This is a genomic window from Nocardiopsis flavescens, from assembly GCF_900141985.1.
Taxonomy (GTDB): Bacteria; Actinomycetota; Actinomycetes; order Streptosporangiales; family Streptosporangiaceae; genus Nocardiopsis; species Nocardiopsis flavescens.
Genome location: NZ_FQZK01000009.1, coordinates 118,877 through 136,339, shown reverse-complemented (window position 1 = coordinate 136,339; position 17,463 = coordinate 118,877). Strand labels below are relative to the sequence as shown.

Annotated in this window: 15 protein-coding genes; 6 read left to right on the top strand and 9 right to left on the bottom strand. The window is 69.3% G+C overall.

What is annotated here, in order from left to right; all coding sequences use genetic code 11:
- The first annotated feature begins 48 nt into the window (after positions 1 to 48).
- The 3 genes from BUE45_RS16275 (at position 49) to BUE45_RS16265 (ending at position 4,491) form a co-directional block, all read left to right on the top strand.
- Entirely contained in the window at positions 49 to 2,733 is a 2,685-nt protein-coding gene (locus tag BUE45_RS16275; protein WP_073380182.1) for a hypothetical protein, read from the top strand.
- A 20-nt stretch (positions 2,734 to 2,753) separates the two neighbouring features.
- Positions 2,754 to 3,185: a hypothetical protein gene (locus BUE45_RS33415; protein WP_143173381.1), complete on the top strand. Its 432-nt coding sequence runs from the start codon at positions 2,754 to 2,756 to the stop codon at positions 3,183 to 3,185.
- Between the two features lie 520 nt (positions 3,186 to 3,705).
- The gene (locus tag BUE45_RS16265; protein ID WP_073380180.1) at positions 3,706 to 4,491 is read left to right on the top strand and encodes a S1 RNA-binding domain-containing protein; all 786 of its coding nucleotides are present in this window, start codon (positions 3,706 to 3,708) and stop codon (positions 4,489 to 4,491) included.
- A gap of 598 nt (positions 4,492 to 5,089) precedes the next feature.
- On the opposite strand, the gene BUE45_RS16260 is transcribed toward BUE45_RS16265, so the two are convergent.
- Positions 5,090 to 5,641, bottom strand: a complete 552-nt coding sequence (locus tag BUE45_RS16260; protein WP_073380179.1) for a hypothetical protein — start codon at positions 5,639 to 5,641, stop codon at positions 5,090 to 5,092.
- A 946-nt stretch (positions 5,642 to 6,587) separates the two neighbouring features.
- Between BUE45_RS16260 and BUE45_RS16255 the strand changes: the two genes are divergently transcribed.
- Together BUE45_RS16255 and BUE45_RS16250 are read left to right on the top strand one after the other, a co-directional pair.
- Entirely contained in the window at positions 6,588 to 6,800 is a 213-nt protein-coding gene (locus BUE45_RS16255; RefSeq protein WP_073380178.1) for a hypothetical protein, read from the top strand.
- Positions 6,797 to 7,123, top strand: a complete 327-nt coding sequence (locus tag BUE45_RS16250) for a hypothetical protein (RefSeq protein ID WP_143173380.1) — start codon at positions 6,797 to 6,799, stop codon at positions 7,121 to 7,123. The genes BUE45_RS16255 and BUE45_RS16250 overlap by 4 nt, the downstream gene beginning before the upstream one ends.
- Before the next feature lie 430 nt (positions 7,124 to 7,553).
- On the opposite strand, the gene BUE45_RS16245 is transcribed toward BUE45_RS16250, so the two are convergent.
- On the bottom strand, positions 7,554 to 8,576 hold the full coding sequence (locus tag BUE45_RS16245) for a LacI family DNA-binding transcriptional regulator (RefSeq protein WP_073380177.1): 1,023 nt from the start codon (positions 8,574 to 8,576) through the stop codon (positions 7,554 to 7,556).
- 242 nt (positions 8,577 to 8,818) lie between these two features.
- On the opposite strand from BUE45_RS16245, the gene BUE45_RS16240 reads away from it, so the two are divergent.
- On the top strand, positions 8,819 to 9,868 hold the full coding sequence (locus BUE45_RS16240; RefSeq protein ID WP_073380176.1) for a glycoside hydrolase family 26 protein: 1,050 nt from the start codon (positions 8,819 to 8,821) through the stop codon (positions 9,866 to 9,868).
- A gap of 55 nt (positions 9,869 to 9,923) precedes the next feature.
- On the opposite strand, the gene BUE45_RS16235 is transcribed toward BUE45_RS16240, so the two are convergent.
- From BUE45_RS16235 to BUE45_RS16205, 7 genes are all read right to left on the bottom strand, one after another.
- Positions 9,924 to 10,802 (bottom strand): immunity 49 family protein, encoded by an 879-nt coding sequence (locus tag BUE45_RS16235; RefSeq protein WP_073380175.1) that lies wholly within the window; start codon positions 10,800 to 10,802, stop codon positions 9,924 to 9,926.
- A gap of 39 nt (positions 10,803 to 10,841) precedes the next feature.
- A complete protein-coding gene (locus BUE45_RS16230) occupies positions 10,842 to 11,678 on the bottom strand; it encodes an immunity 49 family protein (protein WP_245833284.1) in 837 nt (278 codons plus the stop codon).
- A 70-nt stretch (positions 11,679 to 11,748) separates the two neighbouring features.
- Positions 11,749 to 12,903 (bottom strand): hypothetical protein, encoded by a 1,155-nt coding sequence (locus BUE45_RS16225; RefSeq protein ID WP_073380173.1) that lies wholly within the window; start codon positions 12,901 to 12,903, stop codon positions 11,749 to 11,751.
- Between the two features lie 69 nt (positions 12,904 to 12,972).
- Positions 12,973 to 13,626, bottom strand: a complete 654-nt coding sequence (locus tag BUE45_RS16220) for a hypothetical protein (RefSeq protein WP_073380279.1) — start codon at positions 13,624 to 13,626, stop codon at positions 12,973 to 12,975.
- On the bottom strand, positions 13,626 to 16,178 hold the full coding sequence (locus tag BUE45_RS16215; protein WP_073380172.1) for a hypothetical protein: 2,553 nt from the start codon (positions 16,176 to 16,178) through the stop codon (positions 13,626 to 13,628). The genes BUE45_RS16220 and BUE45_RS16215 overlap by 1 nt, the downstream gene beginning before the upstream one ends.
- A 185-nt stretch (positions 16,179 to 16,363) precedes the next feature.
- A complete protein-coding gene (locus BUE45_RS16210; RefSeq protein ID WP_073380171.1) occupies positions 16,364 to 16,735 on the bottom strand; it encodes a DUF6507 family protein in 372 nt (123 codons plus the stop codon).
- A 108-nt stretch (positions 16,736 to 16,843) separates the two neighbouring features.
- Complete coding sequence (locus tag BUE45_RS16205; RefSeq protein ID WP_073380170.1) at positions 16,844 to 17,122, bottom strand: hypothetical protein; 279 nt, start codon at positions 17,120 to 17,122, stop codon at positions 16,844 to 16,846.
- Between the last annotated feature and the right edge of the window lie 341 nt (positions 17,123 to 17,463).

Genomic DNA, 17,463 nt, shown 5'->3' with positions numbered 1-17,463 from the left:
CCCCCGACCGGCCCCGACCCCTTCCCCCACCCTCCGGAGCGGTGACCCGTGAGCCCAGCCCCCTTCGACCCGAGTTCCTTCTTCGTCCCCGGCACCGACCCGGACCGGCTGGAGTACACCGCGGGCGACCTGCGGGGCGACGGGGCCGACATCGCCGAGAGCGCGGGCGACATCCACGCGGCCTGGGGCGGGCTGGCCTCCTGCTACAGCGCCCCTGAGTCCGGGGTGCTGTTCTCGGCGGTGGACTCGGTCCCCGACGACGCCGAGGAGGTGAGCGGCGCCCTGGGCACGGCGGCCACCGCCCTGGACACCTTCGCGGAGAAGGCCCGCAAGCTCCGCAAGGAAGCCTGGGCGCTCCAAGGGGATGCGCGCCGGTTCAACGAACGGGTCGCCGACGACGAGGACTGGGCCAAGGGCACCCTGTGGGGCGGGGAGAGCGAGGAGTACACCGAGTACACGCGGATCAACTCCGAGAAGGTCCGCATCCAGGTCGACTTCATGGCGGCGGAGGCCGCGTGCGCCAACGCCGTCAACGCCCTGTTCAGCGCCCGCCGGTACACGGCGGTGGACCCGGACGGGTCCACAGAGCTGCGCGGGGGTGAGATCGCCTACGGGTTCACCGAGGTCACCGAGGAGCTGGAGAGCGCCTGGGGCGGGCCCGGGATCGGCGTCGACCACTACTGGTGGGTGGACGTCCAGCACGGCGTCTGGGACTTCGGCTCCGGGATCGTCGAGAACGCCGGCGGCATGACCGGGATGTACGGGGCGGGGGGCTGGGACTTCGAGTGGGGGACCAACGCCGGCGACCACTGGCGCGGGGTGGTCGAGGGCGCGGGCGCCGTGGTGGGCCTGTACGACGCCGAGATCGACCACTGGGGGTTCCAGAGCTGGGAGCGCAGCCGGGAGATCGCGTGGGACTCCGCGGTGGAGGCTGCGCACGCGGTGGTGCCCTGGCGGGAGTGGGGAGAGCGGCCCGGGTACGTGATCGCGACCGCGGCGCTGAACGCGGGCACGATCGCGGTGGGGGTGGCGCTGTCCGCGACCGGGGTGGGCGCGGTGGTCGGAGTGCCGCTGCTGGCGTACAAGGGGCTGAAGATCTTCGACGGGATCGGCGGCGGCACCCGCGGGCCGACCGACGCGTTGCAGAACCTGGTCGACGGCGCGGCCTCCGGACGCCACGCCATCTCCGGCGGCGGTTCCGGCCAGGCCACCCCTGTCGTCTCCCTGACCGACAACACGCTGCGGGCGCTGGGGATCGACCCGCAGAGGCTGCGCGGCCTGCTCACCGGCCTGGAGGGCCTGCGCGAGCAGGACACCCGTTCCCCCTCCGGCGACGGCGCCGCCCCGGAGCGGCCCGCCGACCCGACCGCCGCCGGGTTGGCCGCGGGCCGGGAGTTCCTGGACGGCGTGGACCCGCGGTCCCGCGCCGAACTGGAGGAGGGCCTGCGCGACCAGCAGGACCTCTGGGTGGCCTCCCAGGTCCCCGACGACGCGTCCGCGGTCCACGACACCCCGGTCCGGCGCTACGAGACCGACCCGTCCCTGATCGAGGCCCGGGACGGCCAGCGCGTCGTGGTCGACGGCGCGGGCAACGAGATCACCGCCCGCCACGACACTCCCACCGTCACCAACAGCACCGGCGACGGCTCCAACCCCCGTGACACCCCCCGCGGCGCCACCACCGTCACCGACCCGCACCCGGGTTTCACCAACCGCGGCGGAACGATCAGCTTTGGTCCCGACAGTGCAGCCTCTTCTGGCGCCCCCTCCAGAGGGAGCAATGAAGGAAATGGGCCGAACCCGCCTTCCCTTGCAACAGGGGGCGGGCCAATCAGGATCGAACCGGGACAGGACGGATACCCGGGTCCCAAGGAACGCTTCGGAGACAATGGCCTAGCGCTACAACCGGACACAACGTATCGTTTGTTCGATTCGGCCGGTATACTTCAAAGTACATATCGAACAGATTCACACGGGGATATCGTTGAAGTGCGACTGGAGTCGCAACACCCGAAATCCCGGCACCCAGAGATGTTGAATCCCCACCCGAACGCCACCTACATCGTCAACACAGGGAAGGCTGAGTATACATTCAAAACAGACGCCAATCGTCGCACCGTCTACGCGGAAGGTGAGCTGGAATACGGTAATCAAAAAAGAAATACGAACGAACAGGATAAAGTCAACAGGATGGGGAGGAGGTATTTCGAACTCCTCAATGAACAGATCAAAAATGATTTTCGGGAGATCCACGACCGGGATCCGGAGCCTGGCGAAGTAAAGCTACTGGATGTGGGAAAATGGAACGGAGGACACCTTTTTGGATCGTCGGAGTTCATGGGCCCCGGAGAGCGCCTAAATCAGGCTCCAATGATGGACATCGTTAATCAGGAACGCGTTGTCCGACCAGGTATATCCGGCAGCTTCCGTCGGGCCGAATGGACATGGTACGGCCTTATCAAAAATAATGAGAGTTCCCTCAGAAGAGGATTGGGGGACGGCTACGACACCCAGATGGCGGCATGGAAACCCATCCTTTCAGCAGGCCCCAACCCACCGAAAGTGCGTGTAGAAATATCCCTGGAAGATGACTCCACCATGAAGCCCATCAGCGATCCGGCAACAGGTGAAGTATTCTATCCACCGCCCGCCATAGTCCACATTGAATGGTCAATCAACGGAGTGCGCCAGGATCCCCTGGAGTACGATAACCACCCGAAATGGGAGGAATGATGTTTCACCAGCCTGGCGGAATGAGCCCTCTGGAGCAGCAGGAAGCACTAAATTCCGTGGGGCGTTCCATCTTGGAACAGCACCCAGAAGGGTGGGCCAGAATAGAGTTCACTTACAAGAAGGTCGGCGGAGCCGCAACGGGTGGCATCGTCGTGTTCCGAGAAGACGGAACAGCCGAGCCTTTCGGATCCTCCAAGGAGGCATTCAGCCATTCAAGGAACCTGCGGCACGGGATGTACACCGAAGGCCAGGGAACTTGGTTCTCACTTAAATACACCATTACTCCTCCCGGGAAATACAGCGTTGATTTCAATTATGACGAGAGGCCTGATTTCACATTCCCCCCAACCCCGCAGGACTACGCAGAGGAAATGAAGAAATACCCTCGCCGTCCCGACAGGATTCCAGAGTGGCTGCAAGAGGAGATAAAGAAGGCCGAGAGGGGGGAATGAATTTCGAAGGGTCGCCCAAGGAATCGAAAGGAAAGCCTCTTCGACCTACGGGCCGGACATGCCACCGCACAGCCCTAGGCCACTCACTCCATTGACCTGGCCCGGGTCGTTCCGGATTTCCACCCCGACCTGGACTCCCCCTACTTCCCCGTCCACATCCTGGAACGCACCCGACACGACGACATCCCCCTCTGAGGAAACAGGCGCGGCAGGGAGCCGTTCCGCGGATGCGGTGCCTGGGGCTCCGGCAGGTGGCACCCGCCGTTCGGGAGGAGGCCGCCGCGTAGGCCCCGGCACCTCGGAGCCCGCTACCTCCGGGTGCGATCGTGTCGGCCGTTCCCGCCGGCCGAAGGCACGGATGGTTCCGATTCGTGTCGGGTTCGACTGCTCGTGCTGTGGGCCCTGGTGAAGCCCACGGGCGGGCGGGCGGACGGCCGGCCCGGCCCGCCGAGACCGGAGCCCGTCGCCGGGGCCTGGGAAGGTCTTGTACATCCGGGAACAGATGCCGTGTGGAGACGCAATGAGCAAGGACGGGACGGGCGAACTGCCCGCAGGGGTGCGGGTGGGGGACGTGCTGTACGGCACCGTCCTCGCAACGACGCGTTCCGGCGCCTGGGAGGTCGCACTCGACGCCTTTCCCGAGGGACCGCGCGGCGAGGTCGGTTCCTCGGACCTGACCTGGGACTTCTCCCGCGCCCGCCCCGGGGCCGAACCCGGCCGGCGGATCGCCGCGGCCGTCACCTCCGCGGCCCTCCGGCAGGGCCGGGTCCGCCTGTCCGCCACCGCCACCGCGCACCCCGAGCTGTGGGAGTTCCTGTCCTCCCTCTCTCCGGACCAGCCCCTGACCGGCACGGTCGCCCTCATCCGGGACTTCGGCGTGTTCGTGGCCCTGGACGACGGCCCGCCGCACCCCTCCTTTCCCGGGGTCGGCTTCGTCACCGTCCCCGAGCTGTCCTGGTCGTCTCTCCGGCACCCGGAGGAGGCTGTCCGGGTCGGCCAACGTGTGACCTGCCTCTTCCTCCAGTTCGACACCACGAACGGCGAGGCACGCCTGTCGTTGCGCGCCACCGCACCCGACCCCTTCAAGGACTTCGCGGACCGGACGGCGGTCGGCGACCGACTGCACGGCGAGGTGGTCGGGGAGGTGCCGTTCGGGGTCTTCGTCAGACTGGCACCAGGCATCGAGGGCCTGATCCACGCACCCGGGGGCACCGGGCGCCCCGCGTTGGGAGAAGAGGTTCCGGTGACCGTGGCCGAGATCGACCGGGCCGGTCGAAAGCTGCTCCTGGTCCTCTCCTCCGGCTGAGGCGTCGTCGCGTTCCACGGGCCCGGACTCGCGTACGGGAAACGCGGGTTTTCGGGTGTTCTCCGCGGAGGTATCCGGCCCTGGGGCGACACTCCCGACGCGTGGGGGACGCGGCCCGAACGGGCGGCGTCCCCCATCATCGTCCTTGGTCGGACGGCGATTGCGGCCAGGGTGGTCCCGGGGGGACCGGTCGGCCCGGCTCCGGCCCGGACGCGGTGGCCGACCTCGACCCACGGGTGCGACGGAAGATATCCCCAGCCTGTGGACAACTTTTCCGTGAACAGCGATACGCGCCGCCCGACTCCCTCCACCGCCGCTGTGGGTGGTCGGGATCCGCGAAATCGCCTCACCTCACCCCACGGCGACGGGCCCGAGGCGGGTCCCGCCGCCGTCCGTTGTCCACAGGGTGCGGACGACGCGACCACCGCACTCCCGCGGGGCCGTGTACTCGACGGCGCTGGAGCACAGCCGCTCCCCCACCGGGCCCGGGTTTCGGTCCGATCGGAAACGCACCCGGCGAGGTCGTGACGGACGGCGGCCGGTCAGGCCGGGAACCCCGGCAAGACGCGGTGCGGCCATGTCCGGATCGGTGCGGGCTTCACGCCGGAACCCCGCGCCGCCCCTGCTGCGCCAGCCACCTGCGGGTGACGGTCGCCCGTTCCTCCAGCTCATCGCCGGGACCGGACCGGCCGACGGGAGCGGACTCCCGCCGGTGCCGGGGGACCCGGGGGGCCGCGGTCCGCGGAGCGTCCGGAGCGAGCAGGTCGCCCGGCAGACCGGGCCGGGGCCTCGGAACGGGCGGTACGGCGGGGATCGAAGGCCGAGCGGGGGCGGGGCGGGGGACGCCCGGGGAGACCACCGAGGCGGCGCAGGCACGGGCCCAGGCCGCCGAGGCGATCGGAACGGCGTCGACGCCGGCCGGGGCCCCTCCCCCGGCGGGCGCGAGCACGGGGGCCTTCGGGGCGCGCGGTGCGGTCCATTCGCTCAGGCGGGCGAGCGCCTGCGCCTGGATGCGGTCGAGTTCGTGCTCGTCGGGCCCCGGGCCCACGAGGGCGGGCCTCGCACGAAGGCGGTCGGCGGCCTGTTCGTGGGCCGCGAAGTAGGGGCGCACGATCGGGATCTCGTCGGCCGGGAAGGTCTCCCTGGGCATGGCCGACTCGCGGGTCCGCGGCTCGGCGGGGGTCGGGGAAGGCGGCCGGACCGGAGGGCCAGAGCCGTTCCCGGAGGCGGGACCGGGGGCGGCGGTGCAGCGGCGAACACGCCGTGACCTGCGGCGGAAGGCGAGGGGACCAGCGGTTCGGGCATGCCGACCGCGGGGAGAGCGGAACAGCGCTCCGAGCAGCCCGAGGGCAGGCTCAAGGAGCGCAGCGCTAAACTGGCGCACGCTGGCAATCCTGTCTGTGAAAAGTAGAAGTTGCCGGCCACGGCCTCGGGTGTTCTTTAAACACCGCGAGGTCTCTCTATGCGTTTATGCGGCCAGGTTAGGGCACCGGGTGGACAGCGAACCCCGTTTTTCCGTAACGAATTCGAAGAGAGTTGCGAACCTCGCCGTCTTCGCAGTTCAGAGGCGCACAGGAGAACCCCCACCGACCAAAGATATGAGCCCGAAGTAAGGCTTTAGTCCGATTTAGAGAGCTTTATTGGAAACCGCCCTCTCAGAAAAGGACTGAACCTATCCGAGGAAGGTGTCGCACTTTAAAGCCCCTGGTCGCACGGGCCGGTGCAAGCGCGGCTCCGGCACCGCCCACACGGAGACCGCGCACCCCAGGACCCCCGCGTCCGGTACCGCGTGCCATCCGGGGGATGACACCCTTCGGCACACCCGGAACCGCCATGGCATCGGCCAAGCCCGCCCCCGTCCCGTCGCCCGCCGCGCGTGTCCGTTCTCCCGCGGCGGACCGCCCCGAACCTCCGGCTCCCCCTCGCGCGTTGCCGGAGGAATCCCAAGGAAACCGGTACGCCCCGCCTTTCTTCCCGAAAGCCCCAAAGGTGCTGACCGTAAGCCGATATCGCAGGTCACAGTAGTCGCGTGGGAAACCTCACGGACCCACTCGCGGCACATCCGAATTTTCATCGCCGAAGAGGGAACTGCTTCCATGATGAACGGCATCTATCTCGACGACCTGTTGGACACCGCCGCGGACGCACTGGACCGTGTCGGTGGCCGCAACGGTGCGGGGACCGATGACGAACGGTGGGTCCGTGCCGTGCGTGACGCGTTGCGCCACGCACGGGAGACCGACGACGCCCACGCCGCCGTCACGTTCCTGGACCGGAGGCTCTGCGACGCCAAGGAGGCCGCTCGATGACAACGACCCCTCCCCACTTCTCCACTCCTTACGTCGCGCCGCTGTGCGGGGAGGCCCGGCTCGACCAGGCCTGCACCCGTAGGGTGTGCCTGCTGGAGGCGGGGCACGACGGACCGCACGAGGACGCCAAGGGGCACGCCTGGGAACCGCCGGAGCTGACCCTCGAACGGCTGCGGTCCGATTGGGGCACGACGCACCGCATCGCCTGGACGGGATCGCTGTGGATGGCGACCCACCGGAACCCGGACGCGCCGTGGCGGACGGAGGTGGAACCCACACCGGAGCAACTGGAGGAGCGGCTGCGCGCCCACACCGTGGGGTGAGGGGCGTGAACGTCCCCGGTTCTCCACAGGCCGCGAAAGGCGGTCGACGGGGGTGCGCATCGCGGCGGACAATGGATCGGGGGGCCGTACCCGTCCGCCGCGGGGCCACGCTCCCCCGGTATCAACGCTAACCCGCGGTTCCCCGCCCCGCCATCGCCCGTCCCCGAGCTGTGGACGACCCCGCCCCGGCCCTCACTCCCGGCCCGCGGCCTGATCCCGGATCGTCCCACTCCCCTGCCGCGCCGGCCGCTTCCCGTACCGCCCCGAACTCCCGACCGCGCCCCGGCCGGTCCCCCGCCCCGGACCCCGGCGGGCCCCTCCCCCGCCGCGACCCGTCTCCCCGGCTCCGACCCCGGCCGCGCCCACGCCTGCCCGAACACCACCGGCCCTTGGCCCGGCCACCGCGGCGGGCACCGCCGCCCGTACCCCCTCATCCCGTGCCGCGCGGCTCCGCGGTGGTGCCCCGAACGATGAGTTCGGGGTCCCCGGTCCTGCGGTCCGGGACCTCCTCGCCGGCGACGGCCAGCAGCAGCGATTCCGCGGCCATCCGGCCGTGCTCCTCGATGTCGCGGCGCACCGCCGTGAGCACCGGGCGGACGATCCCGCACAGGGGCGAGTCGTCCCAGGCGATGACCGACAGGTCCCCGGGCACGTCCAGCCCCAGCTCCCGCGCCACACCCATCGCGGCGACGGCCATCACGTCGTTGTCGTACAGGATCGCGGTCGGGCGCGGGGTCCGCGCCAGCAGGCGGCGGGTGGCGCTCGCTCCCTGGTCACCGGTGTAGTCGGTGTGCAGGATCCCCGGCCGTAGCCCGCGGTGCTCCATCACCCGCGAGAACGCCTCGTCGCGGACCCGCGTGTGCAGCAGATGCTCCGGGCCGGATACCCGTGCGACGTCCCGGTGCCCGAGCCCGTGCAGGTGCTCCAGGGCCTGCGCCACCCCCGCCGCGTCGTCGGTCCAGACGGACGGCACGCCCCATGCCTCCTGCGGGGGCCCCACGGCCACCGCGGGCAGGCCCGCCCCGCGCACGAGTCCCGCGCGCGGGTCCGCCACGCGCAGGTCCACCAGGAGCACGCCGTCGACCTTGCGCTGTGCCCACCACGACCGGTAGGTGTCCAGCTCGGCCTCCTGGTCGTCGCTCATCTGGAGCATCAGCGAGGTCCCCGAGTGCGCTTGCAGGGCGACCTGGACCCCGGACAGGAAGTGCGTGAAGAACGGTTCGCTGCCGAGCACCCGGGCCGGCCGGTCCACGACCAGTCCGATCGCGCCCGCACCGCCGCCGGTCAGCGCCCGGGCGGCGGAGCTGGGGCGCCATCCGAGTTCCGCGGCGACCCGGAGGATGCGCTCGCGTGTCCCCGGTGCGACCCCCGGCTTGTCGTTCAGGGCGTAGGAGACCGCTCCGGTGGACACGCCCGCCTCCCGGGCGATGTCCGCGATCGTGAGCCGTCGCACCCGCTCCCCCTGCGTCGTCCGTCTGCGGAGGGGGTCCCGCCCCCGGCCGTCGGGTCCGAGCTTAGGACACGGGGTGCGGGGGCACAGGGCCGTCCGCGGCCCGCACCCGGGCGAAAAGAGTCACTTACCGGGGTTGACGAATCACGGAGGAGTACCGAATCTGGGAACTTAAGCGCTTAAGTTCCTGTCGAGCGCGCCCTGACACCCCTGTCGTCGCCCAGAGTCTCCCCCAGGAGGAAGAAGTGACCGGACACCCCCGCTACCAGGGTCTTCGCCGCAACGCCGTCCGCGTGGCGACCGCCCTGCTGGTCGCCGCCCCACTGCTGACCGCGGCCCCGTCCGCCGCGGGGACCGCCGCGGCCCCGCCCGGAGGAGCCGCCCCCGGCACCGCCCGGGTGGACGACACGCTGGCCTTCCTGGAAGGCATCTCCGGGACCTCCACCGTCAGCGGGCAGCACAACAAGGAGCCCAACTCCGACCCAGCCCGGCACACGCGCCGGGTCTTCGACATCACCGGCGAGTACCCGGGCCTGTGGGGAGGCGACTTCCTCTTCGCCTCCTCGGACGTGGAAGCGCGGCAGACCATGGTGGACGAGGCCGCCCACCAGTGGGGCAACGGTGCGATCGTCACGCTCACCTGGCACGTGTGCCCGCCCACGCAGGGCTCCTCCTGCTCGTGGGAGGACGGCGTGATGTCCTCGCTCGACGACGGGCAGTGGGCGGAGCTGATCACCGACGGCAGCCCGCTCAACCGGGCCTGGAAGGCGCGGCTCGACGAGGCCGTGCCCTACCTGCGCCAACTGGAGTCACAGGGGGTGGAGGTGGTGTGGCGCCCGCTCCACGAGATGAACGACCCCTGGGCCTGGTGGGGCGGCCGTCCCGGGGAGGACGGCAGCGCTGAACTCTTCCGCATCACCCACGACCACCTGACGGGAGAGCGGGGGCTGACCAACCTCGTCTCCAACTGGAACGTCAAGGACGTCGACGTCGACTCCATCGGCGACTACTGGCCCGGTGACGAGTACGTCGACATCGCCAGCATCGACATCTGGATGAAGAACCAGCCCTCCGCCCAGGACTACGCGGCGATGCGGGAGGTCGCCGGAGGCCGCCCCATCGCTTTGGGCGAGGTCGGACAGGTGCCCGGCGTGGAGACCCTGGAGGCGCAGCCGGACTGGGTGTACTTCATGACCTGGCCGGAGTACCTCGACGACAAGGACCTCAACCCGGACTCCCACGTCCAGCGGACGTACTACGACGGCCGGGTCCTGGTCCTGCGCGAGATGCCGTGACCCCGCGCGCCCGCGCCCGTCGGCGGGTGCGGGCGCCCCGTCGACGGGGCCGGGCTCACACGGGGAACTCTCCGTACCAGGTGGCCTCGACGATGTGCTCGGGCAGGTACTCGGAGTCGATGCCCAGGGTGAAACCCGGGTCCTGCCGACCGAACTCGTCGACACCCAGGCACGCCAGCGACAGCAGGCTGAGCGGCACCACACCGTCCGGCTTCCGCGACTCATGTCCGCGAGGTCCGTAGAAGCGCTTGTGGTCCTCCAGGGCCTGGACCAGCGCCTTGACGAACTCCTCCGGATCGCCCGTCAGCAGCCGTCGGAACACCTCCATCTGCGGGAACGACAGCGCCTCGACGCTCTGCGCGCCGAACGGCACCGCGAGCGGGTCGCACAGCTCCATCGACCGCGTCAGCTTGCCCACCAGGTCCGGACCGCCGGTCACGAACTCCTGGAGCGTGTCGATCCACTGGCAGGTGAACTCCAGGTACTCCGACCCGCCCCGGGCCGCCGACGCACGCAACCCCTCCACCGGGATCCGGCACAGCGCCCGCACGCGCTCGTGGTCCCGGCACGTCACCGCCAGATGGAACGCGGTCTCCCAGTCCGCGGGCCGCGCCACCGGCACGCGCCTGCCCATCCGGATCCGCCGGTCCTCGTGGTCGACCCGCAGCACCGCCTCCTGCCCCAGCTCCACCTCGGAGAGCTGGAAGGCGGCGTTGGCGATCTGCCTCACGAACACCCACGCCTCCCACGTCTCCAACCGCGAGGCCGGGGGATCCACCAACAGCTCCTGACGAGCCGTGTCCACAGCCGCATCCACCCTCCTCAGGAGGAACCACGGCTTCCCCACCAGGGTCTGGAGCGCCATCTGCCTGCCCCTGGCGTTGGCCTCGCGCCGGTAGTCGTCGACCACGAACCCGATCTCGTGGCGCTCCACTCGCAACGCTCTCGCCCCGCTTCCTCGGGGGCATCGATTTCAGAGGGGGATGTCGTCGTGTCGGGTGCGCTCCAGGATGTGGACGGGGAAGTAGGGGGAGTCCAGGTCGGGGTGGAAATCCGGAACGACCCGGGCCAGGTCGTAGGCCATGCACGCCACCCCGAGGAGCCGCAGCGGCACCGCGCCCTCGGTGTCCTTAGCGCGTTCGTCGTTCTCTGTGTAGTGCTCCCGGAACAGTCGGACGCCCTGTTCCATGGCCCCGTCGAACTCGGCGGTGTCCTGCTCGACGAGCCGGTAGAAGGCGTTCATCACCGGGAAGACGAGCCGGTCCAGGTTCTCAGGAGTGCTGATCGTGGTGTTCTCGGGCTTGGACAGCTCCATCGCCCGGTAGAGGTTGTCCCCCAGCGAGGGACGGTTGAGGATGAAGTCCTGGATCGCGGCGATCCACGGGTAGACGTAGTCGTCGAACGCCCCGCCCCTGGCCTCGCTCGCCTCCCGCAGGAACTCGGGGGTGATCCCGCACAGGGAGGCGACCCGCTTCTCGTCGCGGCAGGTCACCGCCAGGAAGAACGCCGTCAGCCAGGTACCCGCGTCGCACTCCGGCCCCGGCGGAAGGTGGTGCAGGGTGCGGACCTTCTGGTTGATCATCCGCTCGGTGGTCTGCCCCGGCTCCAGCACGCACATCGCGAACGGCGCCTCGGCCACCTGCATCCACGTGGTCCACGCCTCCCAGGTCAACAGCTCCGCGGCCCGCGGGTCCACCGCCAGACAGACCTGGGCCTCCAAAGCGATGTTGTCCAAGGCCATACCCGCCATCGAGGGTTTGCCGACGATCCACGACACCTGCTTCTCGATTTTATCCGGGAACTGCTGCATCCTTTGGCGATAATGCGGCATGCCCACATCGTGCCTGGGAATGTCGGAAATCATCGAGAAAACCTTCTTTCTAATTCCTTGGGAGCTTCGGCGAAAGGTCATACAGGCCGAAACTGACGCCCCCGTGTGCACCCGTGGCTGTAGAGACGCCCTTGATCTCAGCGTAGTGGAGCTTGCTCGGGTCCTCTGCCAGGGCTGCGAGCATTTCCTGGGCCAGATCAAGCTCGTTGACGTAGCCGGAGCCAAGGGGTATGTCGCTTGCCCTCGTGTCCGCATTTCCGCGCCTGATCATATCGGTCAAGGTCGCGCGGAGGTAATCCTCCGTCCCCTGGGACACCCTCCTCTCGCTGTCCCCCACACCGACCTTGCGATTTCCGAGCTCGGTCTGGACATCGGCCTTGGCCTCGGTGACGACGAAGCCGCCGTCCGTGGTGGCGTGAACCAGGTCGAACTGGTAGTTCCCGCTGTTGGGAGCGGTCTCGACCTTGTCCAGGAGGTCCCCTCCCTTGATTTCCGGAAGGGTCATCTCCTGCAGAGTGACGTTGCCGTCGGCATCGAGACTCCGAACTTGGACCTTCCTGGAACCGTCGAAGATCTCCGGCACGTATGACCTGGCGACCTCTTCCCCGTAGTACTCGCCCGCCCGGCTGATCCGGCCCAGGACCTGGTTCCTCTCCTCGTCGAGCTTGACGATCTCGGGATGGTCGTCGTCCCAGCCGTTCTCGTCCTTCTTCGTCTGCATTGCTTCGCGGATCCGAGTGGAGGAATCTATTTCATCCCTGCGGACACCGGCCATGAGGTCGAGCTTCGCATTATCGGCATTCCCGTCACGCCTCGGGAACAGTTCCTGCTTATCAGGAAGCAGATAGTCGGGCTTGGGCGGAGTGGGAAGGTCACTCTTAGCCCTCCACGTCCCGTCACTCAACTGCTCGATCTTGGGGATCCCGTATTCGCCGATCACATCGTCGGCGCTCCACTTGGACCCGTTCCCCTCCTTGTAAAAGGTATCGAGCAGCTCGGGGTGGTTGTTGACACGGTCCATGAAGTCCTGGACGAAGTTCCTGCCGGAACACATGTCCAGGTCGCGCAGGTAGGGATCGGCGAGCCGGACCCGCTGCTCGTTACTCAGCCCGTAACCGTTCTTGGGCCTTTCACCGGTCCAGCCGGAGTCGGTGTTCGACCCGTCGGCGGGTGCGGGCGCCCCGTCGACGGGGCCGGGACTCACACGGGGAACTCTCCGTACCAGGTGGCCTCGACGATGTGCTCGGACAGGTACTCGGAGTCGATGCCCTCTTCAGGAGAGCAAGTAGGTGAGATCCGGTGCGCGGCCGTCCTCGATGTCGTCCGGCTCGGGGTCCTGGATGCCGTAGCCCTGCACCCGACCGAAGCCAGTGGAGTCCCCGGGCTCGGTTTTCGTGCCCACGGCGGCTTCGATGCCTTGCAGGGCCGCGGCAAGGCGCGGCGCGTTCGCGTCGTACACCTGCGGGTGCGGGATTCCGGAGAAGGCGTAGCGGGCCCAGACGTCATGGTGGACCGCCGCCTCCAGCGAGATCTCATCGAGGACCGGCATTGACTCCAGCACGACCAGGTCGTCCTCCGTGCGGGCGGTCCCGGAGCCGTCGACCCAGGTCCCGGACCCATGGGTTCGCACCAGCTTCAGCCGTGCCTCAGAGGACTCCGAAGGACGTGTCTCCTCGATGTCTCGCACGAGCGATTCGGTGATCGCCCCACCCGGCACGGGCACGGTGCGAAGGTCGTCGATGCGACCGCCGCGGGGGTGCTCCCAGACGGCGTCGACCGATTCCAGGTGGAGCAGCCCGTGTTCCCGGAGCACGGCGGCGGCCTCCGCCAGCGGGGCCAGGACCGCGGCGGTGTCCGGTGCTCCGTCCGGTACGACGAACCACAGCCACGCGCCGACGCTCTCGGGGGCCCTCTGCAGGTCGCCCATCACATACCCTCCTGGTAAATCCGCGTGCCGTTCGGGTAGAGAACGGTCTGGTCCTGGAAATGCAACTGGATGTTGACGCCCCGTTCCTCGGTGTACCTCTCCACCGAGAGAAGGTCCTCCGGGGAGACGTCAGACCTGTTCATCCGCAGTTCCACCACGCCCACACGGTGCTGCGTGTCGGTACCGAACGGAAGCTGCTTGTTGAACTTCCTCATCGCCGACCGGAGCGGATTGGTGCTCTCGGGCTCGGGCAGGTAGGCCTGGTATCCCCGCAGGACGTTCCCGTTCTCATCCAGCACGGCCACATCCAGGTCTTCGCCCGTCTTCAGGTCCTTGCCCCGGAACTCGATCCGGTCCAGGGGAACACCGGACTCGTGGATGTCCAAGGCCAGGCGGATCTCCTGGTTCTTGGACTCGATGTCACGGCTGTTCTTGAGGCTGGAGACGATATCACTGAAGCCATCGATCTTGGTGACACGTCCGTCAAGGATCATGTCGGCGATCTGCTGTCCGCCGGGGCGCCGGGTGAGGTTGCCGAGGATCCGTTCGAGTTCGGCGTTGTTCAGGCTCAGCTGACGCACGCCGGGGACGTCCTTGATGGCCTCCAGGACCTGCGGTTGCAGGTCGGGGTCCATCTTGTCGCTCCGGTGCGGCAGGTACTCCGGCCGGTTCGTGTCCGTCCGGGCGATGGAGCCGCGGTCGTCGGGCCCGTCCGGCAGACCGCCGCCTCCACCACCGTTCCCGCCTCCGCCACCGCCGCCACCGCCGGCGCTTGCACCACGCCCCGTATCGGAGTCGATGTGCGTACCGGATGTACCGCCGCGCGGTGTGTCCTGCGGGGTGCCGCCGTCGCCCACACTGTTGTTGACGGTGCCGTCGTTGCGGGCGTTGATCTCGTTGCCCGCGCTGTCGACCTCGACCCGCTGCTCGGCGTCGGCCTCCACGCGGGAGGGCTCGTTCTCGTACCGCTGCACCGGGGTGTCGTTGAGCGAGGAAGCGTCGTCGGGCACCTCCTGCGAGGCCACCCAGCGGTCCTGTTCGCCGTTCAGCCCCTCCTCCAGCCGGCGGCGGGACTCGGGATCGACACCGTCCAGGAACTCCTGGCCGGCATCGAGCTGGTCGGCGGTCGGGTCGACCGTCTCATCGGAGTCGGAGTCGCCGTTGCGGCGGTTTCCGGTGTTCTCCGCCTCCGGTTCCGGGTTCGTGTTGGCGGCACCGCGCGGCACGGAGCCGTTCTCTCCGTCGGAGCCGGTGTCCGTGGTGCGCCGGCCGTCGCTCCCGTCGGGGAGCCCCGAGCCGTTGTCGGCGTTGTTGAGCCGCTCCAGGGCCGCGTTCATCCGGCCGAGGTCGGCGCTGTCGATGTCGAGGCCGTCGATGTCGCTCAGGTCCAGCGGCCGGAAGGACCCGTCGCCGAACCGGGGGATCCGCGACAGCAGAGAGGGGTCGATGCCGCCGGGGAAGTCCGCGAGGTCGGGCACGTCCGGGGTGCGGCTGCCGCCGACGGAGTTGAGGATCTTGGCACCGCGCCAGGCCATCAGCGGCACGCCCACGACCGCGCCAACTCCGGTGGCGGTGAGCAGCGCGCCGCCCACCACGGCGCCGACGTTCAGCAGCGCGGTGCCGATGGTGTACCAGGGCCGGTCTCCCCACTCCTCCCACGGCACGACCGCGTGGGCCGCCTCCTTCCAGGCGTTGCCCGCGGTGTCCAGGGACCAGCCCCACTCGCCGTTCTCGTCCTTGCCTACTCCCACCAGTCCGGCCAGGCCCTCGACGGTGCCGCCCCAGTAGTCCCAGAGGTTGTCGCCCCAGTCCCCGGAGAACCACCCGTTCGGCCCGTGCGCGCCGACCATGCCGCCGACGTCCTCGGCGATGCCCACGAAGAAGTCGCCGACGGCGTCGCCGAAGTCGTTGTACCAGGCGTGGTCGGTGGTCTGCGGCGCCCCCCATTCCATGGGGACGCCCTCCAGGGGCGCGTCGAACCCGTACACGTACTCGCCGGAGCCTGCCGTGACCGACCCGTCGGCCCTCTGGGCGATGAACGTGGTGCCGCCGAACTGCACGGTGATGGCGTTGGCACAGGTCCGCTCGGCCTCCTCGTACTCGTGCAGCAGCCCCGCGGCCCGGTCGAGCAACGCGTTGTGCTCGGCGACCTCGGGGCTCTCGGACTTCCAGAACAGGAAGCCGCCGCCGTCGCGCCAGTCGTCGTCGCCCTCGATCTTGTTGAGGAACGCGTACGACTCGGTCTTGAGGGTGGCCCAGCGCGCCTTGATGTCGCGGACCGTCTCCGCGAAGGCGCTGAGGGCGTCGGAGGTGGTGGACAGCGCGGTGGAGACCTCTTCGGCGTCACCCGTGAGCGGGCTGAGGACGGTGAAGAGGTCCTGGTCCTCGGGCGCGGAGTAGATGCCCTCCAGCCCGCCCCACGCGCCGGTGATGTCGGCGGTGGTGTCGGTGAGGTCGGTGCCGTCGGTCTTCAGCTTCGCGGCGACCAGGTCGAGGGAGTAGGTGAGCGTCTCGGGAACGGGGAAGCCGCTCGGGTCGATGAGGTCGGACAAGGGGGACCACCGTTACCTGTGCCGGGGGAAGTCCGCTGGCGGTACGGGGCCGCGGTTCTTCCCGGGGTTCGTGTCTGCGGGCACGGATCCGCGACGTGTCCGGGGGCTGCCCGGCGGGGGCGCCGGGCGGACGGTGCGGGTCCGGGTGGCCGGTGGGGGCTGGCACCGGGCTGCGAAAGGAGGTGTCAGACGGGCTGGTTGGGGCCGTACACGGGCGGCGGCTCGGGTTCGGGGATGACGCCGGCGTTGGCCTGCGACTCCTCCGCCATCTCCAGGTTGCCGTTCATGTAGTGGGTGGTGGCCTCGCTGGCGCCGGTGACGGCGGCCATGGTCAGGCCCGCGATGTCGCCCATGATCCCGAAGTAGTGCCCGGCGAACTCGCCCAGCGCCATCCCGATGATGCCGCTCTTGGCGTACTCACCGCAGTCCATCAGGTGTTCCTCGACGCTCTCCATGACGCCGACCAGGCCCTCGCCGCTGCCCTCTTCTCCCAGGTGGCCGGCGACGGACTGGAGCACACCGCCCACGGCCGCGGGCTGGATGTTCCACTGCGACACGGACTGTTCCTTTCGCGTGTGCGCCGGTCGGCGGGCGGCCGGCGTGGTGCGGACCTGTCGGTCCCGGATTCGGGTCGGAGGGGTCGGACGGGGGTGTCGGCGCCCGGGTCAGGCGTCGCGGGACGAGAAGGCGCCCGGCCGGAAGTTGGCCGGGGCCGCGGCGCCGGCGGTCGGGACGACCGGTTCCCCGGCCTGGGACGAGGTGATCACGTGCCACATGTGGCCCAGGGCCGCCTGGAGGTTCCCGGCCTCCGTGCGGAAGCGGTCGCGGGCGTGGTCGGCGGCGGCGCGGACCGGTCCGGCGGCGGGGAGCGGCTGCTCGTCCCCGTCCTGGACGGTCTGCGGCGGGTCCTCCCAGTCGAGGGGTTCGACCAGATCGAACTTCACGGTGGTTCCTCCGACGGCGGTACAGGGCCTCTCGTACGTGTTCGCGTCCGCCGCTGGAGGCGGACACTGATATCTGATGTCCGTTCGGCGTTGATGGTTTCACCGGCCGCGCACGAAAGGAAACCGTTTACGCCCGACGGTTTTGCGGGCCTCTCGTGACCTGCGGTGACACCGGGGTCCGTGACGAGCGTCCCTCAAGGAACGGAGTTCCCGCGGGGCGCCGCGCACCGCGGGTGCGCACCCCCGCGTGCCGGCCCGCCGCGGGGACACGGCAACGTGAACCTTCCGGACACCGCGCGTATCCCACCCGGTACGCCCTGCCCGTCCGGTACCCACGAGTG

Bases quoted from the DNA above. Each gene is read 5' to 3' on its own strand.
- BUE45_RS33415 (WP_143173381.1), top strand. From the start codon at position 2,754: ATGAGCCCTCTGGAGCAGCAGGAAGCACTAAATTCCGTGGGGCGTTCC.
- BUE45_RS16265 (WP_073380180.1), top strand. From the start codon at position 3,706: ATGAGCAAGGACGGGACGGGCGAACTGCCCGCAGGGGTGCGGGTGGGG.
- BUE45_RS16260 (WP_073380179.1), bottom strand. From the start codon at position 5,641: ATGCCCAGGGAGACCTTCCCGGCCGACGAGATCCCGATCGTGCGCCCC.
- BUE45_RS16255 (WP_073380178.1), top strand. From the start codon at position 6,588: ATGATGAACGGCATCTATCTCGACGACCTGTTGGACACCGCCGCGGAC.
- BUE45_RS16250 (WP_143173380.1), top strand. From the start codon at position 6,797: ATGACAACGACCCCTCCCCACTTCTCCACTCCTTACGTCGCGCCGCTG.
- BUE45_RS16230 (WP_245833284.1), bottom strand. From the start codon at position 11,678: ATGCAGCAGTTCCCGGATAAAATCGAGAAGCAGGTGTCGTGGATCGTC.
- BUE45_RS16220 (WP_073380279.1), bottom strand. From the start codon at position 13,626: ATGGGCGACCTGCAGAGGGCCCCCGAGAGCGTCGGCGCGTGGCTGTGG.